Genomic DNA, 25819 nt, shown 5'->3' with positions numbered 1-25819 from the left:
TCAGACCGGGCTGGCGGCCCGCACCTCGTCCGCGATGCGCGAGGCCACGGCCCGCGCCTGCTCCTCGGTGGCGGCCTCGACCATCACCCGGACCAGCGGCTCGGTCCCGGACGGGCGCAGCAGCACCCGGCCGGTCTCGCCCAGCTCCGCCTCGGCCAGCGCCACCGCGGCCTGCACGGTCGGCGCGGCCGCCCCGGCCTCCCGGTCGCCGACCTTCACGTTGATCAGCTGCTGGGGCAGCTTGTGCACCACGGCGGCCAGGTCGGCGAGCGACTTGCCGCTCGCCGCGAGCTGCGCCATCAGGTGCAGGCCGGTCAGCACGCCGTCGCCGGTGGTGGCGAAGGCCGGCATCACGATGTGCCCGCTCTGCTCGCCGCCCAGGGCCAGCCCGTTGCTCTGCAGGTGCTCCAGCACGTACCGGTCGCCGACCTTGGTCTCGACCAGCTTGACGCCGGACTGCTTCATCGCGATCCGCAGACCCAGGTTGCTCATCACGGTCGCGACCAGGGTGTCGTCGGTCAGCGTGCCGGCGTCCCGCATGGCCAGCGCCAGGATCGCCATGATCTGGTCGCCGTCCACCTCCTCGCCGGACGCGGTCACGGCCAGGCAGCGGTCGGCGTCGCCGTCGTGCGCCAGGCCCAGGTCGGCGCCGTGCTCCAGGACCGCGGCGCGAACCTTGTCGAGGTGCGTCGAACCGCACTCCTCGTTGATGTTCAGCCCGTCCGGCTCGGCGTGGATCGCGATCACCTCGGCGCCGGCCTCCCGGTACGCCACCGGGCCGACCTCGCTGGCCGCGCCGTTCGCGCAGTCCACCACGACCTTGATGCCCTCGAGCCGGTGCGGGATCGACTCGACGAGGTGCTTGACGTAGTGCTCAGCGCCGTCCAGCAGATCGTGGACTCGCCCGATGCTGGCGCCGGTGGGCCGCCCGACCAGGCCGTGCCCGTCCTCGATCGCCTTCTCGATCCGCTCCTCCAGCTCGTCCGGCAGCTTGGTGCCGCCGGCCGCGAAGAGCTTGATGCCGTTGTCCGGCATGGGGTTGTGCGACGCGGAGAGCATCACACCCAGGTCGGCGCCGGTCTGCCCCACCAGGTACGCGACCGCCGGGGTCGGCAGCACGCCGACCCGGACCACGTTGGCCCCCGCGCTGGTCAGGCCGGCCACGACCGCCGCTTCCAGCATCTCGCCGCTGGCCCGCGGGTCACGGCCCACGATGGCGAGTGGCTGGTGGCTGCTGTCGGTCTCGACCAGGACCCGGGCGGCCGCGACGGCGACCGAGAGGGCCAGTTCCGGGGTGAGCAGGTCGCCGTTCGCGAGACCGCGAACGCCGTCGGTGCCGAAGAGTCGCCCCATGGCGGCTTCCTTTCGCCGGTGACACGTGCCCTCAAGCGTGCAACAGCAGGCGGCCAGGGCAGGAGTACCGAAACGGCTAGTTGGGGGGAGGGGATGGAGCCGGGAAAAACCACGACGGCCGAGCACACACCCGGAAAACCGGGGGCGCACTCGGCCGTCGGTGAAAAATCAGCGCTTCGAGTACTGCGGCGCCTTGCGGGCCTTCTTGAGACCGTACTTCTTGCTCTCCTTGACCCGGGCGTCACGGGTCAGGAAGCCGGCCTTCTTCAGGGCCGGGCGGTCGTCGGGCTCGCTGGAGATCAGCGCCCGGGCGATCGCGAGACGCAGCGCACCGGCCTGGCCGGTGATGCCGCCGCCCCGCAGGTTCGCGAAGACGTCGAACTGCTCGGCACGCTCGACGGTGCCCAGCGGCTCGCGGATCAGCTGCTGGTGGACCTTGCTCGGGAAGTACTCCTCGAGGTCACGGCCGTTGCAGGTGATCTTGCCGGAGCCGGGCACGAGGCGCACCCGGACGATGGCCTCCTTGCGGCGGCCGACGGTCTGGACGGGGCGGTCGCCGGGGCGCGGGGCGCGGACCGGGGCCGGAGCGGGCGTCTCGACGACAACGACCGTCTCAGCGGGCTCCTCGACGGTCTCGACGACAGCCTCGGTCTCGACGGCCTCGGGCTCGATGATGTCGGTCATGCTGCTGCCTTCTCCCGCGCTCACTGCGCGATCTGCTTGATTTCGAACGGCTGCGGCTGCTGAGCGGCGTGCGGGTGCTCAGCGCCCGGGTAGACCTTCAGCTTCTTGATGATCTGCCGCGCGAGCTTGTTGTGCGGGAGCATGCCCTTGACGGCCAGCTCGATCGCCTTCTCGGGGCGCTTGGTCAGCAGCTCCTCGTAACCGACCTGCTTCAGACCACCCGGGTAGCCGGAGTGCCGGTAGGCGACCTTGGTCTGCCGCTTGTTGCCGGTCAGCGCGACCTTGCCCGCGTTGATGATCACCACGAAGTCGCCGGTGTCGACGTGCGGGGCGAACGTCGGCTTGTGCTTGCCGCGCAGAAGGGTCGCGGTGTGGGTAGCCAGGCGGCCCAGAACGACGTCAGAAGCGTCGATAATGTGCCACTGACGCTCGATCTCACCCGGCTTCGGGCTGTACGTACGCACAGAATTACCTTGTCTCGTCGTCGGTCTGGGGGCGCGCGCTGATCATGTCGAACAGGGAGTCGACACGAACTTCAAGCACACCCCAGGGGGAGCGCTCGCAGCTATCGCACAACAGCAGGCAACAATACCCGGCCGCGCGGCGCGTGGTCAAAACAGGCTGCCCCTGGGTGAATGGCCCGAGGCGGGACCTCAAACGGTATCCAGCATACTCGGTGTCTGGACTCGCCCGGCCGCGGGTTCGTCAACAGCGCCAGGACGGCTCTTAGCAGGCTCGAAACAAAAGGGACGCCCGGCCGAAATTCCCCACCGGCACGCTTCCAGACATGCCCAACGGTGCGGAACCCCGGACGACGCGGCTCGGCATTGGCCGACCCGGCGTGTCAGGGCGCACCATGGGAAGACCACCGTCAGGGTTGAGGACGGACCTGACGGTGTTCGCCACACCGGTTCGCCGGCGTGGCGAGGAGAAGTCGCGGCGTGCCCCGGACGGAGGCATGGCGAGGACCGTAAGCGTGACATGGGAGCGGGTCTACGCTGAGGACGACGGTTCTCGAGCGTGCCCTTCGGTGGACCGCCCGGCCACGCCGCGACTTCTCGACCTCACTCGTACCGCGTCCCGCGGCGCTCCCGACCAGACCTCAGCCTCTCTCCGCGGCGCGATCGACCTCGTCTCCGCCGCTCCCCGCGCCGGGATCGCCGCCGGATGACCGGCCGGATCCCGGGTTCCCGGCGGCCCACGCTGTCCGCGCCCGCGCTGGACGACCCGGCCGCGAGCCTCTCCGGTTACACCATCGGCGTGACCGCCGACCGCCGCCGCGACGAGCTGGCCGGCCTGCTGGAGAGCCGCGGCGCCCGCGTCGTGCTGGCCCCCGCGCTGCGCATCGTGCCGATCGCCGACGACGCCGAGCTGCGCGCCGCGACCCGCGCCTGCCTCGACGCTCCCCCGGACATCGTGCTGGTCAACACCGGGATCGGGATGCGCGGCTGGCTGGAGGCGGCGGAGGGCTGGGGCCTGGCCGAGCCGCTGCGCGCCGTGCTCGGCCGCGCCTACCTGGTGGCTCGCGGCCCCAAGGCGCGGGCTGCGGTGCGCGCCGCCGGCCTGCGCGAGCAGTGGACCCCGGACGGCGAGGGCTCGACGGAGGTGGTCGAGCATCTGACCGGCCGGGGTGTCGCCGGGCTCACCGTCGCACTCCAATTGCACGGCGAGAGTCAGCCGGAGTTCACCGAGGCGCTGACCGCGGCCGGCGCCCGGGTGGTCGAGGTGCCGGTGCACCGCTGGGCGCCGCCCACCGACCCGGCCCCGCTGCACCGCCTGGTCGATCTCATCGCCGGCAAGCTCGTCGATGCCGTGACGTTCACCTCGGCCGCCGCGGTCCAGGCCCTGCTGCGCGCCGCCGGCCCGGCCACCGATCCGCTGCTGGCGGCGTTCCGCACCGACGTGCTGGCCGCCTGCGTGGGCCCGGTCACCGCCGCCCCGCTGCGCCGGCACGACGTCCCGGTCTCCACCCCGAACCGCGCCCGGCTCAGCGCCCTGGTCCGCACCCTCGTCGACGAACTGCCCAAGCGCGCGGTCACCATCCAGGTCAACGGCCACTCGATCACCCTGCGCGGGCACGCCGCGGTGGTCGACGGCGAACTCCGCCAGCTCGCCCCCGGCCCGATGGCCGTCCTGCGCGCCCTGGCCACCTCACCGGGCCGGGTCCTCTCCCGCGCCGCCCTGCTGCAGGCCCTCCCCCGCCACGCCGACGAACACGCCGTCGAGATGGCCGTCGCCCGCCTCCGAGCCGGCCTGGCCCTCCCCGGCGTCATCCAGACCGTCGTCAAACGCGGCTACCGCATCCCCACCTGAGACGCCGCCTCACACCGGCATCCACCCGCGGCCGCCCGGCAGAAGTCCATCCCGTCCCGGGTCAAAGATCAGAAGATTGCTGACTCGGGTCCGCGCTGATCACTGATCGTCGCTCCCGCCAGGGACCCTTCCGGTCTGAGCTGGCCGCTGGCGCGTCCAGAACGCTCAGCCCGCAAGGGCGACGCCCGAGGGTGGCTCCGATCGCCAACCCCGGAGACCGAAGCCGCTCAAGGCCCGGTCGCGACTCACGCACTCGGCCCGCTTGGAACCGGGCGGTGCTCTTGATCTCCGGAAGTGCAGCGGACAGCGAAGAGGGCGGCGATCGCCCTGGACGCGCCAGCGGCCAGATCGCCGCCCTCGGCCCGCGCTACTTAAAGAGAATTTGGTGTACGACCGCGGCCCGGCCAGGCTTGGTCGAGGTGATCGGTAGGGTGCTCAGGCCCGCGCTGCCCACTCAGATGGCGGGGTGTGGCTCTCTCCCGGCTTGGACCCTGCCGGTCACCGTGGCGCGGAGTGGCTGAAGAGGGGTTTGCCCAGCTGTAAGTAGCGTTGCCCTCCCGCCGGTGTGGTTCTGCCGCGACGACGGGAAGGTCAACGGGTACATGGGTCAGCTGATCATTGGAGTCGATCCGCACAAGCGGTCCGCGACGATCGAGATCATCAACGAGCGTGAACAGGTGCTGGCCCGTGGCAGGTACGGCACCGACACCGGTGGCTACCAGCAGATGCTCGCCGCCGGCCGCCGTCACGCCGGCCGGGTGTGGGCGGTCGAGGGCTGTAACGGCATCGGCCGGCACCTGGCCCAGCGGCTGGTCGCCGACGGCGAAACCGTGCTGGACGTCCCGGCGAAACTCGCCGCGAAAGCCCGCAACTTTGACACCGGGCACGGCCGTAAAACCGACGGTCACGACGCGCACCACATCGCGGTGACCGCCCTGCGCACCCCGGGCCTGCGCCGCGTTCACGCCGACGGCGCCACCGTCGCGCTGCGGCTGCTGGCCGACCGCCGCGACCAGCTCGGTGTCGCCCGCACCGAGACCATCAACCGGCTGCACCAGCTACTGCTCGAACTGATCCCCGGCGGCGCGAAGAAGAACCTGACCACCGACCAGGCCCGCACCCTGCTCGAACGCGTCAGCGTCCCGGCCGGCGACATCGTCACCGCCACCCGCTATCAGCTGGCCGGCGACCTGGCCGACGAGCTCACCACCCTGGACACCAAGATCAAAGCAGCCAACCGGCAGCTGAAGACCGTGCTGGCCGCCACCGGCACCCAGCTGACCAGCCTCAACGGCATCGGCCCCTCCGGCGCCGCCCGCCTGCTCGGCGACATCGGCGACATCAGCCGCTTCCCGACCCGCGGGCACTTCGCCACCTGGAACGGCACCGCCCCCATCGACGTGTCCTCCGGCGACAACCATCATCACCGGCTCAACCGGGCCGGGAACCGGCGCATCAACCGGGTCCTGCACATCATGGCCATCACCCAGCTCCGCTTCGACACCCCCGGCCGCGCCTACTACCAGCGCAAACGCGCCGAAGGCAAAACCGCGATGGAAGCCATGCGAGCGTTGAAACGACGCCTGTCCGACACCGTCTACCGCCAAATGATCAAAGACGACCACACGGCACAACAGACAGCGACGGGTCCGGGAGGACACACGGGGGCGACTCTGAACTCCAGCGCGGCCGACCCAAACCCCAAGATCGACACTTCGGAAAAGTCACAACCCGGACCCGCCAACCACCACCCTAAAACACCCCTCACACCAACCCCTTGACAGAGGGGTGCCGGGAGCATGCGGTCCGCACCCGGGCGGACCTGCGTATATATGCCGTTCTTGAAGTTGATCTTCAGGATGTGGGCGTGCCGGGGGATCAGCCGACGGCGACGCCGCGTTCGTGCTCGGCCACCAGGGTCGCCATGGCGTGTTCGACCACGCCGATCAGGACCGACTTGACCGATTCGCGGTGGCGGGCGTCACACATCACCAGCGGGACGCGCTCCGGGATGGCGAGGGCCTCGCGGACCTCCTCCGGCTCGTAGCGGGGCGCGCCGTCGAAGCAGTTCACCGCGACCAGGTAGGGCAGGTGCCGGTTCTCGAAGTAGTCGAGCGGCGCGAACGCGTCGGTGAGCCGGCGCGTGTCGACCATCACCGCGGCGCCGACCGCGCCCCGGATCAGCTCGTCCCACATGAACCAGAAGCGGGTCTGACCCGGCGTGCCGAACAGGTAGAGGATCAGGTCCTCGGCCATGGTGATCCGGCCGAAGTCCATCGCCACCGTGGTGGTGCCCTTCTCCGGCACCTTGGAGGCGTCGTCGATGCCGGCGCCGGCCGCGGTCATCACGGCCTCGGTGGTCAGCGGCTCGATCTCGGAGACCGCGCCGACCAGCGTCGTCTTGCCGACGCCGAACCCACCGGCGACGACGATCTTCGCCGAGACGATCTCCGAAGGAGGCGCCCCCGCCTGCTCAGAGCTTGCGAAGTCCACTCAAAACCCTTCCCAGCAGGTCCATCCGCTCCGTGAAACCCTTCTTGGGAGCGGCGCTGTGCAACGCGAGCAGGCCCTCGGTGACCATGTCGGCGACGAGCACCCGGGCCACCCCGAGGGGCAACCGGGTGAGCGCCGCCAGCTCGGCCAGCGACAAGGCCTTCGGCTCGCACAGCACGGCGATGCGGTACTTGTCATGTCCGGCGAAACGCGCTTCCTGAACGGCCGCCGCGCTGGCGACCAGGATCGCTTCGATCGGGATGTCCCGGATCGGCTCGGTCCGGCCGCGGGTCACCGCGTATGGCCGCACCAGGTTGCCCCGGGGATCGTGCGGCTCTGTCATGTCGCGGTCACCTCATCTCCGCCGGGGTACGGCAACCCTGGCGCCTAGTGGCTGACGGCCTCGCGTGCCGCCGGCGACAACGCGGCGCCGACACGCTCCACCAGCAGAGCCATCTCGTAGCCGACCTGGCCGACGTCGCAGCTGCGCGCCGCCAGCACGGCCATCGACGAACCGTCGCTGATGGACATCAGGAAAAGATAACCGCTGTCCATTTCGATGATGGTCTGTTGCACCTTCCCGGCGGTGAACATCCGGGACGCGCCGTCGGTCAGGCTGACCACGCCGGAGGTGATGGCGGCCAGCTGGTCCGCCCGGTCCGCTGGCAGATCGCGCGAGCATGCCAGCAACAACCCGTCGGCGGAGACCGCCACCACGTGCGCGATGCCCGCGATGCTGTCGGCGAAGTTGTTGAGCAGCCAGCCCATGTCCTGCATGGTGGGCCTGATCACTGATCGTTCTCCTTAGGAACCTGGTCGGCGGAGCCGTCGGTCCGCCCTCGCTGCACCCCACGGGTGTATGCGGAGAGAAGCCCGCGTACGTCGTCGGGGCTGCGACGATTCTGTGCCCGGGGCAGGTCGTGCACCCCGCCCGGGACGAGTTGCGCCTGGGGGATCCGTTTCGGCAGGCCGGAACGGGTGGTCCCGGCGTCCCGCGGGGCGGCGGCGGCCATCGCGCGCTGCCATCCCTCGTCGGCGGCGGTCCGCCAGCGGTCGTCGTCGTCGAGGGCGGGCCGCGGCTTGGGGACCTGCTGCGGCGCTTCCGGCGGCGGCCCGGCCGGCACCGCCGGGACCGGCTCCGGGGCGTAACCGGCGGTCGGCATGCCCAGCATCTCCGGCAGCTCCGTCTCGGCGGTGAACCAGGTGTGCTGCATCTCCAGCTGGATCGCGGCACCCAGGGGATGCGCGGGGACCGGCTGCGCGGAAACCGGCTGGGCGGAGACCGGCTGGGCCGGGACCGGCTGCTTGAACAGCGGAGTGGAGCCGGGATCCACTGTGGGCTTCGGCACGCGGGTGGGCAGCGGCGGGCGGTCCGGGGTCGGCCGCAGGTCCAGCTCGGCCGGCTGTTCGGCGGCGGCCGGCGCCCACCGCGGGGTGGTCTGCGCCGGCATCGGCGCGGACCGCACCGGGGCGCGGACCTCCGGGGCGCGGCCGTCGACCGGCTGCGGCGCCGGACCGGGCCGGGTCCAGCTCGCTGCCCGCCCGGCCGTCGGTGACGGCGCCCCGGGCAGCACCACGATGTCGGCCGGCAGGGTGACCTCGGCGACCGTCCCGCCGTCCCGGCTGGGCAGCAGCCGTACGCCGATGCCGTGCCGGGCCGCCAGCCGGGCGATCACCGCGAACCCCATCAGCCGGAAGGCGCTGGCGTCGACCTCGGCCGGCTCGGCCAGCCGCCGGTTGATCAGCTCCAGTTGCTCCGGGGTGATGCCCAGGCCGCGGTCCTCGATCTGGAGCACCGCGTGGTCGCCGGAGCGGCGGCCGTGCGCCATCACCACGGTGGTCGGCGGGGAGAACCGGGTGGCGTTGTCGAGCAGCTCGGCGACCAGCCGGACCACGTCGTTGACCGCGGCCGCGGTGACCGAGACGTCGGTGTCGATCGCGCCGAACTCGATCCGGTGGTACAGCTCCACTTCGGACTGGGCGGCCCGCAGCGCGTCGATCAGCAGCGCGTCCTCGCGGCGCGGGGCGCCCACGTCGGCGCCGGCCAGCACCAGCAGGTTCTCGTCGTTGCGGCGCATCCGGGTGGCCAGGTGGTCCAGGTCGAAGAGCTTGGCCAGCCGCTTCGGGTCCTCCTCGGTGCGCTCGATCCCGTCCAGCTCGCCGATCATCCGGTCGACCAGCGCCTGGCTGCGCCGGGCCAGGCTGAGGAACATCGCGGAGACGCTGGTGCGCAGCGCGGCCTGCTCGGCGGCGACCCGGATGGCCTCCCGGTGCACCATGTTGAACGCCTCGGCGACCTGGCCGAACTCGTCCCGGTCGGCGAGCCGGATCGGGTCCCGGGTCTGCGCGATGATCTGGTCGACGACGCCGGCGTCCAGGCTGTCCACGTCCTGCAGCCGGTGCACCGCGTCCGGCAGGTCCCGGTTGGCCACGGCGAGCGCGCCCTCGCGCAGCCGGCGGACCGACAGGTGCAGGGTCCGGGCCAGGTAGACACCGAACGCGATCGCGGCGAGCAGGACCAGCAGCACCACGACGAACTCGACGGTGGCCTGCCGGGTGGTGCGGTCGCTGTCGTCCTGGGTGAGCCGGACCGCGTCCGTCTCCAGCTGGGTTCCGGTGGCCCGGAGCAGGCTCAGGACCTCCCGGTACGCCGTGGTCAGCTCGGCCGCCGAGACCGCCGCCGGCCCGGTCAGCCGGGTGACCAGGCCGTCCGCCCGGGCCACCACGGCGTTCGCCAGGGCGGCCTCGACCAGCCCGGCCTGGTCGGCGGTGGCGATCTGCCGGAGGTCGTCGAGCGCCTCCTGCCGGGCCGCCTGCGCGCCGATCAGCTCCTGCTGCCAGGTCCCGCTGAGCAGCCCGGTGATCTTGACGGTGTAGGCGGCGGCCTCCTGGTCGGCGGCGGCCGCCTCGATCCGGTTGAACGCGGCGAGCGTACGCAGCCCGTCGGCCACCGTGCCGGGCTCGGCGACCTGGCTGAGCGACTCGTCATAATCGGACAGGCCGTCGAGGATCATGTTGTACCGCTGGACCGCGGAGGCCACCGTCAGCTTCTCCCGGGCGGACACCTCGTCCCGGGTGCCGGCGAGCGTGCCGAGCCGGTCCTGGATCAGCTGCAGCCGGTCGCGCACCCGGGCCGGCATCCGGCCGGCCTCGCCGCGGTGCCCGCGGAAGGTGGTGATCTGCGCGTCGACCGCGGCGGTGGCCTGCCGGTACCCGTCCGGCGACGCGTCCGGCGCGGCCAGGTAACCGGCCGCGGCCATCCGTTCCCGGTGCACCAGCCGGGCCAGCTCGGCGACGTCGTTGCCGAGCACGGTGAGGTCGGCGACCCGGCCGGAGTCGGCGGCCCGGCCGCGTACGTCCACCAGCCGCACCGAGGCCAGCACCAGCACCGCGGCGATCGGGATGATCAGCAGGGCGGCGAGCTTGGTGCGGATGCCGGTGTCCCGCAGACGGGAGAAAGGACCACGTCGCACAGCCAGGGTCGAGGATCCCGTGCTCACGACATCTCCTTCGCGGACGCCGGCGCGATGCCGTTCGAGGGCTGCGGCCCGGCCCCGTCCGTAGCCCGCAGAAAATTCCGTGCCGATTTCGGCACGGCGGCGATTTCATCAGAACCCCGGCCGGTTTGGGAAGCCTGGATCCTCCCGGAAACCACCCGGCTGTCCGAGTGCCACCCCGGGGCGGAACCCGGTCCCGGCCACCACCAACGCGTTGACGTGCGCGAATGTCTCATCGGCGACCGCCGGAACGCCTCCGGCCACCGGACACGATCACGATTCCAACCACTATGTGAGAGCCCCGTCCCGCTCGCTGACCGAATCATGGCTTCTGAGCAGGGGTCTCACATTCGCAATAATCAGCACGACGCGACGGACTCGTTGTCCGTGCCGGACAGTGTCCACTCTGGAGGGTACGTGGCGCAACTCACCGATCGGTCGCTCCGAACTAACCGAGAGTGACTGATCTTGGTCAGACTTTAGGCTGTCTTAAGAAGCCGACTCCCCACTGGCGGACCGGCCACCGCATTCCGTAACGTGCCCGGCATGGCATTTCGGAGCTGGGTGAAGTTGCTGGCCACCACCGCCACGGCAGCAGCGGTGATCGGAGCCGGCCAACTCGGCATCGCCTACGGTCTCGGCATCGTCCGACTGGACCGCGTCCTCGACATCACTGCGCGTAACAACTGGACCGCGCAGCTCGCCTGGGTCGCCTGGATCACGATGACCGCCGCCGCGCTCGGCGCGCTGGTCGCCACCGGCATGCGCCCGCGCTGGCGCCCCCGCCCGGTCGGCCCCGGCGGCGCCCTCGCCATGGGCATCGCAGCCGGCCTCGGCTCGCTGGCCATCCTCCCGCTGACCACGCAGCCGGCCCGGGCCGCGCAGGTCGCCGGGGTGCAGCCGGTCTTCGTGATCGGCGCGGCCGTCGGGCTCGGCGCGGCGGCCGGCATCTTCGCCGCCTGGGCCGCCGCCGCCAAGCCGGTGGCCCGCTGGAGCATCGCCACGCTGAGCGTGCTGGCCTGGCTGGTCGCGCTGATCTCGATCGGCCCGTCGCTGCTGCCCGGCCGCACCCCGATCGCGATCCGGCTGGGCGTGCTCGACGGCAGCCTGATCCCGTCCGCCGTCGCCGGGCACACCGCCTTCCTCACCATGCCGACGTTCGCCCTGCTGGCCGGCCTGGTGGTCGGCTGGGTGGCACGCGGGCGCAAGCTCTCCACCCTGGCCGTGGGGCTGGCCGGGCTGGCCGGTCCGGCGCTGCTCACCATGGCGTACCTGATCGCCGGCCCGGAGACCGGCTCGGCCGGCTTCCAGTCCGACCCGTACTGGGCGGCGATGACCGCGTGCGGCGCCGGCGTGCTCGGCTCGGTGCTGTCGGCGATCGTCCGCAGCGCCCCGGCCGCCGCGCCGGTGGACGCTCCGGCGGCAGCCGAGCCGGCCGCCGCGCCGCTGCCCAAGCGGGACGCCCCGGAGCTGTCGGCCATCGCGCTGGCCGCGGCGGCCGCCGCGCAGCGCCCCGAGGAGCAGCTGCGGCCGTCCGACACCGGGGTGCTGCCGGCCGTGCCGGGCACGCCGAACAACCCGTTCTCGGCCGGCACCGGCAGCCCGTTCCGGTCCGGCGCGCCGTTCCCGGCCGAGCCCACCCCGACCCAGGCCCGGCCCCAGGCGCCCGCGCCGGCCCAGGCCCCGCCGCAGGCACCGGCTCCGGGCAACCCGCCGCGCTTCTCCGGCCAGCAACCGACGCCGTCGTCCGGCGGGCGGGGCGGCTGGCGGTCGCGGCGCTCGGCCGCCCCAGCGCCGGCCCCGGCCCCGCCGCCGGCCGGCGACCGGTTCGACGGGTTCGCGGCCGGTCAGCCGGTCAGCGCCGCCCGCGGCCCGGTCGTCGAGCCCACCTCGATCAGCGGACCGGCCCGCCGGCCAGGATCGGAAACGGACTATGTCGATTGGGTGAGCGGGCTCGGCGGCCAGTAAAACATTCGTAAACTCCGATGAAATGATGGGACCGGGAGGTACCGCCGGGCGGCTCGGGCCGAAACGATGACCGATGTCCGGGCTTCATCCCCTCTCCCCGCATCGGAGTTCGAACATGAACCGCCCCCTGCCCCGCGTCCGCCGGCTGCTGCTCAGCCTGGCCGCGGTGATCGGCCTGGCCGGCACCGCGCTGATCGCCCCGGCCGTGGTCGCCCCGACGCACACCGCCGCCGCCCAGGCCGCCGTCTACTCGAGTTGCACGATCAGCCGCTGCTCGGCGGCGCGCACCGCGTACACCGGCTGGAAGTCGCTCGGCTGGCCGCTCAGCGCCGGCTGGTACTCCTGGCCCTACGGCAACTACAACTACACCGGCGGCACGTTCCAGAACCGCGAGGGATACCTGCCGTCCGCCACCTACAACGAATATGACGTGTATTCCCGGGCGAAGGGCGCTTCGCGCGACGCTTACCGGATCGTGGTGAACCGGAGCACCAAGGTCGCCTACTTCACCCCGGATCACTACGTGACCTTCTACAAGCTCTGACCCCATTTTTCGTACGCCCTGAGCACCCGCGCGGCAATCGTCTCCGGACGGCTGCCGCGCCGTTTTGTCGCCCGGATCGCCCTCGCTGCCCGTTTTCCGGACGCCTTTCGCAACCGCCGCGCACCCGATAGCACCGCGTCGGCGCTCAGGTGCCCGAATGGGAAAAGTCAGTCCAGTAAATGTCGCGCTAACCCTCACCCGCCCCCCGGCACCGACCGAATCATCCAGTCGCCAGGGGATAACGACGTCCGCTCGGCGAGAAGGGCAAACCCGGCGCGAGCCGGGGACGCAAAGCCACAGGACCCACGAGGTCGGCTGGGCTACCACCGAACGAACAGGGAAACGATCACATATGCGTAACATGCTGCAGCTTGTTGGCGGCGTCGCCGTCGCCGGTGCCGTCGCCGCCGGTAGCACCGCCTTCACCGCCGGCAACGGCCTCGCTTCGACCCCGACTGCTGTCGTCGTCGGTGGTGAGCTCGCCGCCCCGATCACGGTGAGCGGGGCAACCATCAACACTCTGACGTTCACCCACGCCGCCAGCCCCAACTCGGGCACGATCACCGCGATGAACATGGCCCTCGTCAAGGACGACGGAACCACGGCCATCACCACCGGGACGCTGACCGTCACGGTGACGGCGACCGGCGGGACGACCACCGCGTTCGCGTGCACCCCGGGCAACCCGTTCGTGTGCGACCCGGCCGCCGACTGGACCGGGATCACCGCGATCTCGGCCAAGTACGTGGAGCCGTGATCCTGACCTGATCTCCGGCACGGCGTTCCCGCAGCGAGTACCGTCGAGGTAACTCGATGCAAACCTGCGCCTGACAGGAACCGCCATTCCGAGGATCAGACGTTTAGCGATGGCCGCCATCTCGTTGATGGCGGCCATCGGCGTATGGGCAATCGGTACGCACCGCATTTCCTACGTCATCACCCACGGTGTCAGCATGGAGCCCGTCTACCATGCCGGCGACCTGGTGATCGTCGCTAAGTCGAAGACCTACGAAGTCGGCGACATCGCCGCATATTATGGAGCCGGCGGGCAGGTACAAATACTGCACCGCATCATCGGTGGTAACGCTGAGACCGGGTTTGTCTTCAAAGGAGACAACAAAGAATCTGTCGACGGCGACAACCCCACGGCGGACCAGCTGATCGGCCATGCCGTCCTTCACGTCCCCAAGGGCGGCACCTGGCTCAAGCCGATGCTCAGTCCGACCGGCCTGGGGATGCTGGGCTTCCTGTTCGTCGGCGGGGCAGGCGCTGCGAAGACCCGTCGTGACCTGGCGCGTGGGCGACGCAAGAAGAGAGCGAAGGGCATGTCTGGCAAAGGCGGCTCTTGGGCAGCGGCGACGGCCATCATCAAGGCTGTCGCTCGCCTCCACCCGATCCTGCGAGTCTTCGCGGCGCTGACTGCTCTCTGCACAGCCGCCGGGCTGATTCTCGGCGTGCTCGGATGGATGAAGCCGGCCACCCAGTCAGCGCCGAACGATCCCCGGGCCGGGGAATCGCTGACGTTCTCCTATTCGGCGGAGGTCGAGGCCTCGGCGGCATATGACGGAGACGTCGCCTACTCCCCCGACCCGATCTATCGGAAGCTGGCCGACTTCGTCAACCTGCAACTGCAGTACCTGGGAGATCCCGGTCGGATCAGCGTCGACGCGCGGTTGTCGTCACCGGCCGGCTGGCACACGACGATGCAGCTCTCCCAGCCCCGGCAGTTCACCGCCGAGCGCTACACCGGAACGGTTCTTCTCGACCTCGCCGGCATCGACGAGCGGGTCAAGGCGGCGTCCAAGGCGATCGGCGTGGACCTGGGCCAGATCACCATCGTGGTCACCGCGCACGTCCAGCACGCCGGCGGTGTCGCCTTCGAGCCGGAACTCTCCCTCACCCTCAGCCCGGCCCAACTGTCCCTGACCAACGGGCCGGGCAGTCTGCTGGTCAGCGGATCCGGCCCGACCACGGGCGGCGGCATCTATCCGCGGCAGATCAGTGTGCTGGGGCGCGACCTGATGACCGCGGCGGTCGCCCGCTCGTATGCGATCCGGCTGTTGCTCATCGCCCTCGTCGGGATCATCGGCATCGGGTTCGCGGCCTTGCGGAGTGTGCCGCTGGCTACCCGGGCGCAGATCCAGCGGCGGTACGGGCATCTGCTCGTGCCGATCGAGCCGGTCGGGAAGCAGAGCGAGCCGGTGGTGACCGTGGCCAGCTTTCCGGCGCTGGTGAAGTTGGCGGAGAAGTACGGGCAGATGATCCTGACCTGGACCCGGCCGGACGGTGCGGATGACTTCGTGGTCCGGGACGACGGGGTCGTCTATCGGTTTCGGATCGCTCCGACGCGGCCGGCTACCGCGAAGCCGCCGCTCTCCGGCATGCCGCACCCGGCCCGCCGCGCCCAGAAGTCAGCCGCTCTCGACATCGCCTCGGTCATCAACGCTCCCGCCCCGTCGCCGGCGCCCGCGACCGAACCCCCAACGCCGGAACCCGCGACGGAACCCGCAGCAGACAAGGCGGAAGCCCGGCAACCGGCCCCTGCGGCAGCCCCCGCCGCAGCCCCGGAGCCTGACAAGCCGGAACCCGACAAGCCGGAAGCCCCGACCGCGGCAGCCACCGAACCTGACAAGCCGGAACCCGGCGAGCCGGAAGCCCCGACCGAGGCAGCCACCGAACCTGACAAGCCGGAACCCGGCGAGCCGGAAGCGCCGATCGCGGCAGCCACCGAACCGGATACCTCGGCAGCCACCGACCCCGACGTCCCTGGCGCAGAGATCGCCGACCCGAAAGCCCCCGAGCCAGAAGCCGTCGAACCGGAAGATTCGAAGGACGAAAAAGCGGAGCCCCAGATCGGCGAGGCGGCGGCCCAAAGAGCGGCGATCACAGAGGCCCAGACTCCGGAGGCGCCCGGGCGGGAGGAACACGCTCCCGAAGCTGACGCTGTTCGGAAAGAAGCGGCTGAGGAGTCAGCTCTCACTGAAGAGCCAGCGGGCGACGAGAAGCAATCCCCGCTCGAAGAGACGACGGCTGAGCACGGCGAGTACAAAGTGGAGGACGAGGCTGCCGGCAAGGATGAGGTCGCAGAGGCGACTGATGCTTCTGGAACTGCTGAGTCGAAGGTCTCGACCGAGTTGGTGAGGCTGGCAGACGTCGAGAGATCCGTCGCTCCGGAGGAATCGGAGGCGCTGGCTGCTGATGAGGTCGCGGTCCCTCAAGCCGCGACCGCTCAAGAAGGCCCCGCTCAAGAAGGCCCCGAGAAGCCGGCCATCGCCGAGGACGCCGCACGGGAAGCCGAGGGCCAAGTTGTATCGGAGGCGGCGGCTCCGCCGCAGACCAAGGCACCGCGGAAGACAGCGGCCAAGGCGCCGCGGAAGACCGCCTCCACGCGAGCCAAGACCGCGCGGAAAGCGGCCACCCCCACGGCGGCCGAAGCCCCGCCCGCGGTTGTCGCCGCTTCCGAACCGCGTGAGCGGGCAGCGCCCGCGGAGGATGCCACAGCGACCGCTGCCGCCGCCCGGGCCACCATGGCGACCGGGCAGCCGGTGAAGCGTTCGCCGCGGCGCGGCCGGAAGGTGGCGCCGCCGGCCGACCAGCCGGTGAACGCGGGAACCGAGATCCGGACGGAGGGGCTGCGGGCGGCGGCTCCGGACGTACCGAAAGAGGATCTGACCGAGCCGACAGCGGACCCGGCGGCGGGCGGCGAAGCCGGACCGGAGAAGGCCGCTCCCCGGAAGCGGGCGGCGAGCCGCAAGCCCCGCGCCCGCAAGGCCGCTACCCCGAAGGCCGACCCCGAACCGGAAGGCAACACCGCGGCGGGCCAGACCGACAATGCCGCGCCTGCGGAAACCGGGGCCTCAGGCGCCCCGCCCGCAGAGACCGGTATCGCCGGAGCCGGGAAGAGCGCCGCCGACCTCGCCGCCGAGCGACAGGCCGCCGAAGAGCTGGCCGAGCGCAACAAGGCCCTGGAGCAAGCCATCACCCGCAAGGCCGAAAGGGATCAGGCGGCCGCGGACCGGGCCCGCAAGGAGCGGCTGGCGCGCAGCGCGCCTCGGGACCCGGCCTACGATTTCCTGCCGCGCAATCAGAAACCCGCCGACTAGGCCGAGCTGACCGGCAGGTAGACCCGGCCGCCGGCGTCCACGAACTCGGACGACTTGGCCTTCATCCCGGCGGCCCGCAGCTCGTGGCTGATCTTCATGGAGCAGAACTTCGGGCCGCACATCGAGCAGAAGTGCGCGGTCTTCGCCGGGGCGGCCGGCAGCGTCTCGTCGTGGTAGGCGCGCGCCGTCTCCGGGTCGAGGGCCAGCTCGAACTGGTCCTCCCAGCGGAACTCGAACCGGGCGTGCGACAGCGCGTCGTCCCAGGCCTGCGCGCCCGGGTGGCCCTTGGCCAGGTCCGCCGAGTGCGCCGCGATCTTGTAGGCGATCATCCCGGCCTTGACGTCCTCCTTGTTCGGCAGGCCGAGGTGCTCCTTCGGGGTGACGTAGCAGAGCATCGCGGTACCGAACATGCCGATCATCGCGGCGCCGATCGCGGACGTGATGTGGTCGTAGGCCGGCGCGATGTCGGTGGCGAGCGGGCCGAGCGTGTAGAACGGCGCTCCCGAGCACAGCTCCTGCTGCAGGTCCACGTTCTCCTTGATCTTGTGCATCGGCACGTGGCCGGGGCCTTCGACCATCACCTGGACGTCGTACTCCCAGGCGATGTGGGTGAGTTCGCCGAGCGTGCGCAGCTCGGCGAACTGGGCCTCGTCGTTGGCGTCGGCGATCGACCCGGGGCGCAGGCCGTCACCGAGCGAGAAGGTGATGTCGTACTCCCGGAAGATCTCGCACAGCTCGCGGAAGTGCGTGTAGAGGAAGTTCTGCCGGTGCTCGGCGAGACACCAGGCCGCCATGATCGACCCGCCGCGGGAGACGATGCCGGTGACCCTCTCGGCGGCCAGCGGCACGTATTCGAGCAGCACGCCGGCGTGGATCGTCATGTAGTCGACGCCCTGCTCGGCCTGCTCGATCACGGTCTCCCGGAACAGCTCCCAGGTCAGCTTGAGCGGATCGCCGTTGACCTTCTCCAGTGCCTGGTAGATCGGCACGGTCCCGATCGGCACCGGCGAGTTGCGGACGATCGCCTCCCGGGTCTCGTGGATCCGCGGGCCGGTGGACAGGTCCATCACGGTGTCCGCGCCCCACCGGGTGGCCCAGGTGAGTTTCTCCACCTCCTCGGCGACCGACGAGGTGACCGCCGAGGTGCCGATGTTCGCGTTGACCTTCACCAGGAACTTCGACCCGATGATCATCGGCTCGGACTCGGGGTGGTTCCGGTTGGCCGGCAGCACCGCCCGCCCGGCCGCGATCTCGTCCCGCACCACCTCGGGGTCGACCCCTTCGCGGATCGCGACGAACTCCATCTCCGGCGTGATGTCACCGGCCCGCGCGGCCGCGAGCTGGGTCCGCCCGTCCCACCACGGCTTCCGCAGCGGCGGCAGCCCGACCTCGGGATCGCTGCCCGGACCGGACGTGTCGTAGAGCCGGACCGACGGGCTGCCGTCGGTCAGCACCACCTCGTTGAACGGCACCCGGATCTCCGGACGGGAGCCCTCCACGTAGACCTTGCGCCTCATGTTTCCTCCCAGATAGGTACAAAACCGGCGGCGGATGGCAGCACGCCACCCCGCCGGAGCCTGATGATCAGGGCGCTAGGCCCAGAAGTGGTCCAGCGGTCCGGGCCCGGCGCCCAGCCGCCAGGAGGCGCCGCCGCGCAGCGCCCCGGTCACATATCGCTTCGCCGCCGCGACCGCGTCCGGCACCGAGTCACCGGCCGCCAGCCGCACCGCGACCGCCGAGGAGAAGGTGCACCCCGACCCGTGGTTGTTCACCGTCGGCACCGGCTCGCCGCGCAACTCGGACGCCGCCCCGTCGTGCCAGAGCACGTCAACGGCCAGTTCGCTGCCGGTCACCACGACCGCGCGCGGTCCGAGGCCGGCCAGCGCGGCCGCCGCCGCGGCCATCTCCGAGGCGGTCTCGACTCGCTGTCCGACCAGGGCGCCGGCTTCGGCTCGGTTCGGGGTGACCACTGTCGCGTACGGAAGAAGCACCGAGACGATCGATGCCTCCCCGAGCCTGCTCCCCGAGGTGGCCACCAGCACCGGGTCGACGACCAGGTTGGGCAGGTCGGCGGCGCGCTCGGCGAGCACCTTGGCGACCGCGGGATCGGCGATCATCCCGACCTTGACGGCGGCCACCGGGAGGTCGCTGAGCACCGCGTCCAGCTGCGCCGCCACGATGTCCGCCGGGATGGGGTGGATCGCGGTCACGCCGAGGGTGTTCTGCGCGGTGATCGCGGTGAGGGCCGACGTCCCGTAGGCGCCGAGAGCGGCGAAGGTCTTGAGGTCGGCCTGGATGCCGGCGCCGCCGCCGGAGTCGGAGCCGGCGATGGTGAGGACCACCGGTGGGGTCATGCCCGGACCTCCCGGCGTTGTCCACATTGTTCGGCTGTCCACAGGGGGTCGGCGGGGCCGATGGGGCCGGGGTCAGACTGGGACTTGGGGTCGCCCCCCAGGGAGGGCGGGGGCTGTCCCTGGGCCGCGGCGAACGATCCCGCCAACGTCCGAGCCACCCGCTCCGGATTGGCCGCCCGCATGATCGCCCCCAACACCGCGATCCCCGCCGCCCCGGCCCCCGCGCACTCCGCCGCCCGAGCCGCCGAGTCCACCCCGCCCAGCGCCAGCCACGGCATCTCCCCGGCCAGCTCCGCCGCCCTGACCACCCCCAGAGCCGGCCCGTACCCCGGCTTCGTGGACGTCAGGTAGATCGGCGACAGCGTCACGTAGTCCACGTCGGACAGCGGCTCCGTCCCATGCCAGGACCGCCCCACCAGCGGCACCCCGGCCGGCACCAGATCCGCCGCCGCCAGATGCACCGCGTTCCCGCCGAGCGGATCCGGCCCCGCGACGATCAGTCGCCCGGCCGGCACCACCGCCCGCAGTTTCGCCGCCAGCTCCGCCCGCTCGTCCCGGGGAAGGTCACGTTCGCGCAGCACGACCCAGGACGCTCCCCCGCGTACCGCCGCGGCGATCGTCTCCACCAGCGGCCCGGCGGCGGACCGCCGATCGGTGAGCACCACCAGCCCGCCCGGCGTCACCACACCGGGATCCCGTCGTCCGGTGTGGACGCGACCGCGTGGAAGCGGCGCGGGATCCGCCCGGCCTGCCGGGCCAGCCGGCCGGCCGCGACCGCGTGCCGCATCGCCTCGGCCATCGTGGCCGGGTCGTCGGCCCGGGTGATCGCGCTGGCCACCAGCACCGCGTCGCAGCCGAGCTCCATCGCCAGCGTGGCGTCCGAGGCGGTCCCGATCCCGGCGTCGAGGACCACCGGGACGTCGACGCTCTGCCGGATCAGCTCGATGTGGTGCGGGTTGGAGATGCCCAGGCCGGAGCCGATCGGCGAGCCGGCCGGCATCACCGCGGCGCACCCGGCGTCGGCGAGGCGGCGGGCCAGGATCGGGTCGTCAGTGGTGTACGGCAGGACGGTGAACCCCTCCACGACCAGCGCCTCGGCTGCTTTCAGCAGCTCCACGCCGTCGGGCAGCAGGGTCCGTTCGTCGCCGATCACCTCCAGCTTGATCAGGTCGGTCTCGAACGCCTCGCGGGCCATCCGGGCCGTCTTGATCGCGTCGCCGGCGGTGTAGCAGCCGGCGGTGTTCGGCAGGATCCGCACCTTGAGCCGGTCCAGCATCGGCAGCAGCCCGGGACCGGCCGCCTCGACCCGCCGCAGCGCCACGGTGACCAGGTCGGTCCGCGAGGCGACGATCGCCTCCTCCAGCGCGGCGAGGCTGTTCGCGCCGCCGGTGCCGAGGATGAGTCCGTTCTCCGGCAACAGGTCCATGTCAGCCGCCCTGCGCGGCGGTCAGCACCTCGACCGCGTCGCCGTCGGACAGGTCGACCCGCTCCCAGGTGGAGCGCGGCACGACCGAGCCGTTGACGGCGACCGCGACGCCGCGGTGCGCGTCGGTGATCTCGGCGACCAGCGTGGCGACCGAGCAGGACTCGCTCCTGGTCTGTGGCCGGCCGTTGACGGTCAGGCGCATCCGAACCTCCCGGGGGTGAAGTCGTCGATGAGCGGGTCGGTTTCTCCGGTGAGCACCAGGTCGGCGATCAGGCGTGCGGTGATCGGCGCGAGCAGGATGCCGTTGCGGTGGTGCCCGGCGGCGACGACGACGTTGTCGCGGAGCGTGCCGAGGATCGGGGCGTTGTCCGGGGTGCCGGGGCGGTGCCCGACGGTGACCTCGGCGAGTTCGTGGTCGGCCAGGCCGGGGACCAGGTCGAGGGCGGCGCGCAGCAGGTCGTGGACGCCGCCGGCGGTGGGCTGCCGGTCGGTGCGTTCCTCCTGGGTGGCGCCGACCACGATCTCGCCGTCGGCGCGCGGCACCAGGTAGACGTGCCGGCCGTCGGCGGCGCCGTCGATCACGTGCCGGAGCAGCCCGGGCTCGCCGCGCAGCCGGAGGACCTGGCCTTTCACCGGCCGGATCGGCAGCCCGGTGAGCGCCGCCGTGCCACATCCGGCCGCCACCACGACGACGTCCGCGTCCACTTCGGAGAGATCGAGAACAGCCGCTTCGCGTACGCGTCCGTCCAGCGTCGCCCGCAACGCCCGGATCACCCGCCGCGGGTCGACCTGCAGCTCGGTCGGGGCGTGGACGCCGGCCCGGATCCGCGGGGAGAGCGCCGGTTCGTACTCCCGCACCTGCGAGCCGGTGAGCGGGGCCAGCTTCTGGTGCCGCCACTCCCGGCTCATCTCCGCGACGTCGTCCGCGGTCAGCGCCAGGCCGAGGGTCCCGGCGGTGTCGTAGCCGACCTCCCCGAGGTCCGCGGCGAACGCCGGCCACAGCTCGGCGGACGCCGCCAGCAGCCGTTCCAGCTGCGGGAACTCGAAGACCGACTCGCCTCCCGGGGCGAGCATCCCGGCGGCCACGTGCCAGGCGCCGCCGGTCCCGTCGGGCGCCGGGTCGTAGACCGTGACGTCCGCCCCGCGCCGCAGCAGCTCGGCGGCGACGCTGAGCCCGATGATGCCGCCGCCGACGATGCCGGCCCTCATGCCAGGGCCCGCAGGAACGCCCCGGCCGACCCGTGCGGGTCCGCGGTGAACGCGGCCACCGCGGCGATGCCGTGCGTCTTCAGCAGCGGGACCCGGTCCAGGGTGATCCCGCCGATCGCCAGCACCGGGGTCTCCGGGACGGCGGCGGCCACCTCGGCGACCCGGTCCGGGCCGAGCGGCGGCGGCAGTCCGTCCTTGGTGGACGTGGCGAAGGCGGGTCCGACGCCCAGGTACGTCGCGCCCTGGGCGACGGCGGCCCGCGCCGACTCCGGGGTCCGGCAGGTCGCGCCGATGACGGCGGCCGGGCCGAGCACCCGCCGGGCGGCGTCCACCGGCAGGTCGTCGGCGCCGAGGTGCACCCCGTCCGCGCCGGCCGCCAGCGCGACTCCGATCCGGTCGTTGACCAGGACCATCGCTCCGGCGGCTCGGCAGATGCCGACGGCGGCGGTGCTCACCTCGTACGCGAAACGGTCGTTGCTCTTGATCCTGATCTGCACCGCCACGCCGGGCTGCGCCACCCCGCGGACGACGTCGAGGTCGTCGGTGATGACGTGCAGCCTGGGGAACGACAAGGCGTCCATGACACGCTCCTCCCTGCGCCGGCATGACCCGGATCAGGTTCGACGGTCGGGGGCCGCATCAGCCCCCCTCTCAGCCCGGTGCCCGGACTCCCGTGGGTGTTGTTGTAACCGGACCCTAACCGGTCGTTGATGAGTCTGGCTAGCGCACGTCCCAAACTGGCTCGGGCACCTCGGTCACCTCGTTGTCGCTCCTGAACAGCACGAAGCGATCGAAGGACCGGGTGAACCAGCGGTCGTGGGTGACCGCAATCACCGTCCCGTCGAAGGCCTTCAGCCCCTCCTCGAGCGCCTCCGCGGAGGCCAGGTCCAGGTTGTCGGTCGGCTCGTCGAGCAGCAGCAACGTCGCCCCGGACAGCTCCAGCAACAGCACCAGGAACCGCGCCTGCTGGCCGCCGGAGAGGGTGCCGAAACGCTGGTCGCCCTGCGCGGACAGCTCGTAGCGGCTGAGGTGCTTCATCGCGCCGGCCCGGTCCATCCCGGACCGGTGCTCGTCGCCGCGCCAGAGGATCTCGACGAGCGTCTTCTCCATCAGCTCGGGCCGGTCGTGGGTCTGCGAGAAGTGGCCGGGCCGGACCCGCGCGCCGAGCCGCGCCACGCCGTTGTGCTTGACGTGCGCGAGCGGCGCGCCGTCGACCGGCCGGTGCTCCAGGTCGGGCTCGCTGCCGCCGGCCGCGAGCAGCCGCAGGAAGTGCGACTTGCCGCTGCCGTTCGCGCCGAGCACGGCGACCCGGTCGCCGTACCAGATCTCCAGGTCGAACGGGAAGGTCAGATCCTCCAGCTCGAGCTGCTCGCAGATGACCGCGCGCTTGCCGGTCCGGCCGCCGCGCAGGTTCATCCGGACCGACTGCTCCTTGGGCGGCAGCGGCGGCGGGCCGGCCTCCTCGAACTTGCGCAGCCGGGTCTGGGCCGCCTGGTACCGCGAGGCCAGCCCGTCGTTGTAGGCCGCCTTGTTCTTCAGCGTGAAGACCAGCTCGCGCAGCTTCTCGTGCTCCTCGTCCCAGCGCCGGCGCAGCTCCTCCATCCGCTCGTGCCGGTTCGACCGGGCCTCGTGCCAGGAGGCGAACCCGCCCGGATGCACCCACGCGCTGCCGCCCTCGACCGCGACCACCCGGTCGGCGGTCTGCGCCAGCAGCTCCCGGTCGTGCGAGACGTACATGATCGTCTTGGCCGACTCCCGGATCCGTTGCTCCAGCCAGCGCTTGGCGGGCACGTCGAGGAAGTTGTCCGGCTCGTCGAGCAGCAGCACCTCGTCGGTGCCGCGCAGCAGCAGGTCGAGGGCGAACCGTTTCTGCTCGCCGCCGGAGAGGGTGCGCACCACGCGGTGCTTGGCCTCCTCCCACGGCTTGCCGAGGATCGCGACCGCCACCGTGTCGAAGACCACCTCGGCGTCGTATCCGCCGGCTTCGCCCCAGGCGGCCAGCGCGTTCGCGTACGCGATCTGGCTCTTCTCGGTCTCGTCCAGCCCCGCCGTCGCCCGGGCCAGCCGCTCGCCCGCCTCCCGCAGCGGCGGCCCGACCAGCGACAGCGCCAGGTCCTCCAGCGTCCGGTCGTCCCCGATCATGCCGATGAACTGGCGCATCACGCCCAGCCCGCCGACCCGGGCGACGGTCCCGGACTGCATCGGGATGTCGCCGGCCACCATCCGCAGCAGGGTGGTCTTGCCCGCCCCGTTCGGCCCGACCAGCGCGACCTTGGCGCCCTCACCGACCCGGAACGACACGTCGGCGAACAACTCCCGGCCGTCCGGCAGGACGAACCCGGCGCCGGCCACATCCACGTAACCCATGCCCGGCATCCTGCCTGGTGAAGGTCTCAGACAGCAGCCGGTTTTCCGGTCACCCGGAGCACCCGGAAGCCCTTCTGGCTGGCGATCCGCTCCACCTGCCAGCCCTTGCCGGTCAGCCAGGTGTGCAGCGAGTCACCACCGAGGTTCCGGTTGATCACCAGCCAGGCGACGCCGCCCGGGGCCAGCCGGGGCAGCCAGCGGTCCATCAGCGCGTGCAGCTCGGCCTTGCCGACGTGGGTGGGCGGGTTGCTCCAGATCTCGGTGAACGTGACGTCGGCCGGCACCTCGTCCGGCGGGCTCACCCGGACCCGGGCGGCCAGCCCCAGAGCGGCCGCGTTCTCGGTGGTGAGGTCACGGGCCCGGGAGTTCACATCGATCGCGTGGACGGTCGCGCCGGGCGCCTCGGTGGCCAGCACGCAGGTGATCGGGCCGTAGCCGCAGCCGAGGTCGAGCAGCGCACCCTCGGTGCCGGCGCCGGGCAGCTCGGCCTTGCGCAGCAGCACCGCGGTCCCCGGGTCGAGCCGGCCGGCCGAGAACACCCCGGAGGCCACCGCGAGCCGGTAGTCCCGGCCGGCCACACTGAACTCGATCTCACCCCGGCGCATCGGGGCGTCCGGGTCGGTGCTGAAGTAATGCTCGGCGGTCACCCGCTCAGTCTCCCGCGTCACAACGGCGCCGCGGTGACCGGGTGGCGGACACGCTGTGCGTTCATCGATCGACGTGCGCTCCTACGTTGTCACCCATGCGGTACGCCACCCCGAACCGCTCCGCCCACCGCGCCACCCCGGCACTCGACCTGATGTTCCTGGTCCGGAGCCTTCCCCGGCCCAGCGCCGGCCAGCACCGCCAGCACACCCGGACTCAGGCCCGCCCGCGACGGCACGCCTGGCGTGAGCCGTATCCCGCCCAGTTGCTCACCCGCGGCCTGGCCGCCCTGATCGTGCTGGGCATCTTCCTGACGTCCGGCTTCCTGATCGTCGCCGACGATCCGCAGGACCCGGCCGGCCCGTCCGCCGCCGACCGGGCGCCGCTCACCGTCCCGGAGACCTTTCCGGCCGGCGCCGCCGGCTACCGGGTGGAACGAGCGGTGGCCGAGGCCGACTGCCGGCTCGCGGTCACCGGCGACCTGCGGTCCGCGCTGTCCGGGTACGGCTGCAGCCAGGCCGTGCGAGCCGACCTCACCGTGCCGGACGGGGGCTACCGGGTCACCGCCGGCATCCTGAACCTGGCCGACGCGCAGAGCGCCGCCGCGGTCGCCGACCGGGTCCGCCGGCTGGTCGAGACCGGCGACGGCGGGTTCACCTCGATGGCCGGCGCACCGACCGCCGCGGGCACCCCGATCGGCTGGCGGGCCCGGGGCCACTACCTGATCTACTGCGCGATCGCCGGCCCGGGCGGCGAGCCGGCGCTCGGCGAGGACCCCCGGCTCCCGCAGATCACCGCGCACCTGCTCGACACGTACCTGAGCGACCAGGTCCTGGCCCGCCGTGCGTGAGTGGCGCTCTCCG

At 71.9% G+C, this 25819-nt stretch carries 23 protein-coding genes and 2 riboswitches; of the genes, 7 read left to right on the top strand and 16 right to left on the bottom strand.

Features of this window, described 5'->3' with window-relative positions:
* The 3 genes from glmM to rplM all read right to left on the bottom strand — a co-directional run bounded on the left by glmM (position 1) and on the right by rplM (position 2501).
* Positions 1-1353 carry a phosphoglucosamine mutase gene (glmM, locus tag BJY16_RS11765; protein WP_185039494.1) on the bottom strand — a complete coding sequence of 451 codons (1353 nt, stop codon included), beginning with the start codon at positions 1351-1353 and terminating at the stop codon, positions 1-3.
* Between the two features lie 168 nt (positions 1354-1521).
* Positions 1522-2037 (bottom strand): 30S ribosomal protein S9, encoded by a 516-nt coding sequence (rpsI, locus tag BJY16_RS11760; RefSeq protein WP_185039493.1) that lies wholly within the window; start codon positions 2035-2037, stop codon positions 1522-1524.
* A gap of 20 nt (positions 2038-2057) precedes the next feature.
* On the bottom strand, positions 2058-2501 hold the full coding sequence (rplM, locus tag BJY16_RS11755) for a 50S ribosomal protein L13 (RefSeq protein WP_109598659.1): 444 nt from the start codon (positions 2499-2501) through the stop codon (positions 2058-2060).
* Between the two features lie 703 nt (positions 2502-3204).
* Here rplM and BJY16_RS11750 point away from each other — a divergent pair.
* Positions 3205-4350 (top strand): uroporphyrinogen-III synthase, encoded by a 1146-nt coding sequence (locus BJY16_RS11750; RefSeq protein ID WP_185039492.1) that lies wholly within the window; start codon positions 3205-3207, stop codon positions 4348-4350.
* Positions 4351-4913: 563 nt separating this feature from the next.
* Positions 4914-6131, top strand: a complete 1218-nt coding sequence (locus BJY16_RS11745) for an IS110 family RNA-guided transposase (RefSeq protein WP_311775285.1) — start codon at positions 4914-4916, stop codon at positions 6129-6131.
* A 97-nt stretch (positions 6132-6228) separates the two neighbouring features.
* Here the strand turns inward: BJY16_RS11745 and BJY16_RS11740 are convergent, their stop codons facing one another.
* The 4 genes from BJY16_RS11740 to BJY16_RS11725 are packed head-to-tail and all read right to left on the bottom strand — an operon-like array spanning position 6229 to position 10343.
* Positions 6229-6843, bottom strand: coding sequence for a GTP-binding protein (locus BJY16_RS11740; RefSeq protein ID WP_185039491.1), 615 nt, complete (start codon positions 6841-6843; stop codon positions 6229-6231).
* Positions 6824-7186, bottom strand: coding sequence for a DUF742 domain-containing protein (locus BJY16_RS11735; protein WP_185039490.1), 363 nt, complete (start codon positions 7184-7186; stop codon positions 6824-6826). Before BJY16_RS11735 ends, BJY16_RS11740 begins: the two co-directional genes overlap by 20 nt.
* 44 nt (positions 7187-7230) lie before the next feature.
* A complete protein-coding gene (locus BJY16_RS11730; RefSeq protein WP_185046402.1) occupies positions 7231-7620 on the bottom strand; it encodes a roadblock/LC7 domain-containing protein in 390 nt (129 codons plus the stop codon).
* An 11-nt stretch (positions 7621-7631) separates the two neighbouring features.
* Positions 7632-10343: a nitrate- and nitrite sensing domain-containing protein gene (locus BJY16_RS11725; protein WP_185039489.1), complete on the bottom strand. Its 2712-nt coding sequence runs from the start codon at positions 10341-10343 to the stop codon at positions 7632-7634.
* Positions 10344-10886: 543 nt separating this feature from the next.
* Here BJY16_RS11725 and BJY16_RS11720 point away from each other — a divergent pair.
* The 4 genes from BJY16_RS11720 (at position 10887) to BJY16_RS11705 (ending at position 16955) form a co-directional block, all read left to right on the top strand.
* Positions 10887-12308, top strand: coding sequence for a hypothetical protein (locus BJY16_RS11720; RefSeq protein ID WP_185039488.1), 1422 nt, complete (start codon positions 10887-10889; stop codon positions 12306-12308).
* A gap of 115 nt (positions 12309-12423) precedes the next feature.
* Positions 12424-12852: a ribonuclease domain-containing protein gene (locus BJY16_RS11715; protein ID WP_185039487.1), complete on the top strand. Its 429-nt coding sequence runs from the start codon at positions 12424-12426 to the stop codon at positions 12850-12852.
* Between the two features lie 253 nt (positions 12853-13105).
* Positions 13106-13180, top strand: a riboswitch (cyclic di-GMP riboswitch).
* A 33-nt stretch (positions 13181-13213) separates the two neighbouring features.
* A complete protein-coding gene (locus BJY16_RS11710) occupies positions 13214-13609 on the top strand; it encodes a hypothetical protein (protein WP_185039486.1) in 396 nt (131 codons plus the stop codon).
* A 109-nt stretch (positions 13610-13718) separates the two neighbouring features.
* Complete coding sequence (locus BJY16_RS11705) at positions 13719-16955, top strand: DUF5305 family protein (RefSeq protein WP_185039485.1); 3237 nt, start codon at positions 13719-13721, stop codon at positions 16953-16955.
* On the opposite strand, the gene thiC is transcribed toward BJY16_RS11705, so the two are convergent.
* The 9 genes from thiC to BJY16_RS11660 all read right to left on the bottom strand — a co-directional run bounded on the left by thiC (position 16952) and on the right by BJY16_RS11660 (position 24958).
* Entirely contained in the window at positions 16952-18472 is a 1521-nt protein-coding gene (gene thiC / locus BJY16_RS11700; protein ID WP_185039484.1) for a phosphomethylpyrimidine synthase ThiC, read from the bottom strand. The genes BJY16_RS11705 and thiC overlap by 4 nt on opposite strands.
* A gap of 75 nt (positions 18473-18547) precedes the next feature.
* Positions 18548-19309, bottom strand: coding sequence for a bifunctional hydroxymethylpyrimidine kinase/phosphomethylpyrimidine kinase (gene thiD, locus BJY16_RS11695; RefSeq protein ID WP_185039483.1), 762 nt, complete (start codon positions 19307-19309; stop codon positions 18548-18550).
* Positions 19306-19995 (bottom strand): thiamine phosphate synthase, encoded by a 690-nt coding sequence (locus BJY16_RS11690; RefSeq protein ID WP_185039482.1) that lies wholly within the window; start codon positions 19993-19995, stop codon positions 19306-19308. The genes thiD and BJY16_RS11690 overlap by 4 nt, the downstream gene beginning before the upstream one ends.
* Positions 19989-20735 (bottom strand): thiazole synthase, encoded by a 747-nt coding sequence (locus BJY16_RS11685; RefSeq protein ID WP_185039481.1) that lies wholly within the window; start codon positions 20733-20735, stop codon positions 19989-19991. Before BJY16_RS11685 ends, BJY16_RS11690 begins: the two co-directional genes overlap by 7 nt.
* Before the next feature lies 1 nt (position 20736).
* On the bottom strand, positions 20737-20937 hold the full coding sequence (thiS, locus tag BJY16_RS11680) for a sulfur carrier protein ThiS (RefSeq protein WP_185039480.1): 201 nt from the start codon (positions 20935-20937) through the stop codon (positions 20737-20739).
* Positions 20928-21944, bottom strand: a complete 1017-nt coding sequence (gene thiO, locus BJY16_RS11675) for a glycine oxidase ThiO (RefSeq protein WP_185039479.1) — start codon at positions 21942-21944, stop codon at positions 20928-20930. The genes thiS and thiO overlap by 10 nt, the downstream gene beginning before the upstream one ends.
* A complete protein-coding gene (locus tag BJY16_RS11670) occupies positions 21941-22525 on the bottom strand; it encodes a thiamine phosphate synthase (protein WP_185039478.1) in 585 nt (194 codons plus the stop codon). The genes thiO and BJY16_RS11670 overlap by 4 nt, the downstream gene beginning before the upstream one ends.
* Positions 22519-22629, bottom strand: a riboswitch (TPP riboswitch). Its footprint overlaps the gene before it by 7 nt.
* A gap of 35 nt (positions 22630-22664) precedes the next feature.
* Positions 22665-24311, bottom strand: coding sequence for an ABC-F family ATP-binding cassette domain-containing protein (locus BJY16_RS11665; RefSeq protein ID WP_185039477.1), 1647 nt, complete (start codon positions 24309-24311; stop codon positions 22665-22667).
* Between the two features lie 26 nt (positions 24312-24337).
* Positions 24338-24958, bottom strand: coding sequence for a class I SAM-dependent methyltransferase (locus BJY16_RS11660; RefSeq protein WP_185039476.1), 621 nt, complete (start codon positions 24956-24958; stop codon positions 24338-24340).
* A 95-nt stretch (positions 24959-25053) separates the two neighbouring features.
* Between BJY16_RS11660 and BJY16_RS11655 the strand changes: the two genes are divergently transcribed.
* On the top strand, positions 25054-25806 hold the full coding sequence (locus BJY16_RS11655) for a hypothetical protein (protein ID WP_185039475.1): 753 nt from the start codon (positions 25054-25056) through the stop codon (positions 25804-25806).
* Positions 25807-25819: the final 13 nt, after the last annotated feature.

Origin of the sequence: Actinoplanes octamycinicus (genome assembly GCF_014205225.1) — a bacterium.
In the GTDB taxonomy this organism is placed as follows: Bacteria; Actinomycetota; Actinomycetes; order Mycobacteriales; family Micromonosporaceae; genus Actinoplanes; species Actinoplanes octamycinicus.
The sequence above is the reverse complement of the archived record's forward strand: the minus strand, read 5'-3'. Positions and strand labels throughout refer to the sequence as shown.

Excerpts from the sequence above, each read along its gene's own strand:
- BJY16_RS11715 (WP_185039487.1), top strand. The coding sequence starts at position 12,424 with ATGAACCGCCCCCTGCCCCGCGTCCGCCGGCTGCTGCTCAGCCTGGCC.
- BJY16_RS11655 (WP_185039475.1), top strand. The coding sequence starts at position 25,054 with ATGCGGTACGCCACCCCGAACCGCTCCGCCCACCGCGCCACCCCGGCA.
- thiS (WP_185039480.1), bottom strand. The coding sequence starts at position 20,937 with ATGCGCCTGACCGTCAACGGCCGGCCACAGACCAGGAGCGAGTCCTGC.
- BJY16_RS11720 (WP_185039488.1), top strand. The coding sequence starts at position 10,887 with ATGGCATTTCGGAGCTGGGTGAAGTTGCTGGCCACCACCGCCACGGCA.
- BJY16_RS11735 (WP_185039490.1), bottom strand. The coding sequence starts at position 7,186 with ATGACAGAGCCGCACGATCCCCGGGGCAACCTGGTGCGGCCATACGCG.
- BJY16_RS11670 (WP_185039478.1), bottom strand. The coding sequence starts at position 22,525 with ATGGACGCCTTGTCGTTCCCCAGGCTGCACGTCATCACCGACGACCTC.
- BJY16_RS11665 (WP_185039477.1), bottom strand. The coding sequence starts at position 24,311 with ATGGGTTACGTGGATGTGGCCGGCGCCGGGTTCGTCCTGCCGGACGGC.
- BJY16_RS11705 (WP_185039485.1), top strand. The coding sequence starts at position 13,719 with ATGGCCGCCATCTCGTTGATGGCGGCCATCGGCGTATGGGCAATCGGT.
- thiD (WP_185039483.1), bottom strand. The coding sequence starts at position 19,309 with ATGACCCCACCGGTGGTCCTCACCATCGCCGGCTCCGACTCCGGCGGC.
- thiO (WP_185039479.1), bottom strand. The coding sequence starts at position 21,944 with ATGAGGGCCGGCATCGTCGGCGGCGGCATCATCGGGCTCAGCGTCGCC.
- thiC (WP_185039484.1), bottom strand. The coding sequence starts at position 18,472 with ATGAGGCGCAAGGTCTACGTGGAGGGCTCCCGTCCGGAGATCCGGGTG.
- BJY16_RS11710 (WP_185039486.1), top strand. The coding sequence starts at position 13,214 with ATGCTGCAGCTTGTTGGCGGCGTCGCCGTCGCCGGTGCCGTCGCCGCC.
- rpsI (WP_185039493.1), bottom strand. The coding sequence starts at position 2,037 with ATGACCGACATCATCGAGCCCGAGGCCGTCGAGACCGAGGCTGTCGTC.
- BJY16_RS11730 (WP_185046402.1), bottom strand. The coding sequence starts at position 7,620 with ATGCAGGACATGGGCTGGCTGCTCAACAACTTCGCCGACAGCATCGCG.
- glmM (WP_185039494.1), bottom strand. The coding sequence starts at position 1,353 with ATGGGGCGACTCTTCGGCACCGACGGCGTTCGCGGTCTCGCGAACGGC.
- BJY16_RS11750 (WP_185039492.1), top strand. The coding sequence starts at position 3,205 with ATGACCGGCCGGATCCCGGGTTCCCGGCGGCCCACGCTGTCCGCGCCC.
- BJY16_RS11685 (WP_185039481.1), bottom strand. The coding sequence starts at position 20,735 with ATGGACCTGTTGCCGGAGAACGGACTCATCCTCGGCACCGGCGGCGCG.